This window comes from Candidatus Symbiothrix dinenymphae (assembly GCF_001431085.1).
This window is the reverse complement of the sequence record NZ_BBRU01000123.1, coordinates 1-849: the sequence shown is the minus strand read 5'-3', so window position 1 is coordinate 849 and position 849 is coordinate 1. Positions and strand designations below refer to the sequence as shown.

General features: G+C 35.9%; 1 pseudogene. It reads left to right on the top strand.

Annotated features, from left to right (window positions below):
- Positions 1 to 278 (top strand): annotated as a pseudogene (locus ASC50_RS01975) (Abi family protein); the annotation flags it as partial.
- Between the last annotated feature and the right edge of the window lie 571 nt (positions 279 to 849).

Genomic DNA, 849 nt, shown 5'->3' with positions numbered 1-849 from the left:
GAAACGTTTGTGCTCACCACGCACGTATATGGAACCGCCCGATGAGTATTCAGCCGTTGTTTCCAAAAAATGCGGCAAATACATGGCTGTCAGACCATCAAGTGGGTGTCAATCGTCTATATTATGCCCTCTCCATGATTATCTACTTGCTCAACACAGTCAATCCCAAACACACTTTCCAGCAGAAACTAATATATCTGTTCGCCAAATATTCCAATGTGGACAAACGGGCGATGGGCTTTCCTGCTGATTGGAAGAGCGAGCCTTTGTGGCAGTAGTTATTCACAATTTAGCCCTGTTCGGGCATAGCCTGTGAAAAACCTGTTAGGTCTTAAAGACCTAACAGGTTTAGCATCCCGAAAAAGCATAAATAATGTTAAATGTTACAGTATTTTCGAGAGTTTAAAGATAATTGCTATAATTTCAGCATTTTAGCCTGTTTTTCTTCGGTTTGATTGGCTGATGCTTTAGCAAGTGTTTTAAAATCAGTAACTTATATTTAAAGCTCTATCAATCACATTCTTTTTAAATTAACTTTAAAGTGTTTTGTTTAAATTTGCTACGCATTAGGCTTTTAATTGGCGAATTAGTGAAAAATGTGTTTTAAAAGTAGCTCACACAGGTATTTTTAAAGAGGATTGTTGGGGATGTTCGTCAACGTCTTTTCGCATTCTTCAAAGTATAAATAAAGTTAAATTCGCTCAAGTTATTTGGAGGGTTTAAATATAATGCTTACATTTGCAGCCTTTTAAAGTAAAAAGTTAAATAAAATGAGTAAGATTATTTATGAGTACAACGATGACACACTCAATTATGACAGAGTGTATTCATCTGTGGGACAACAAGTTT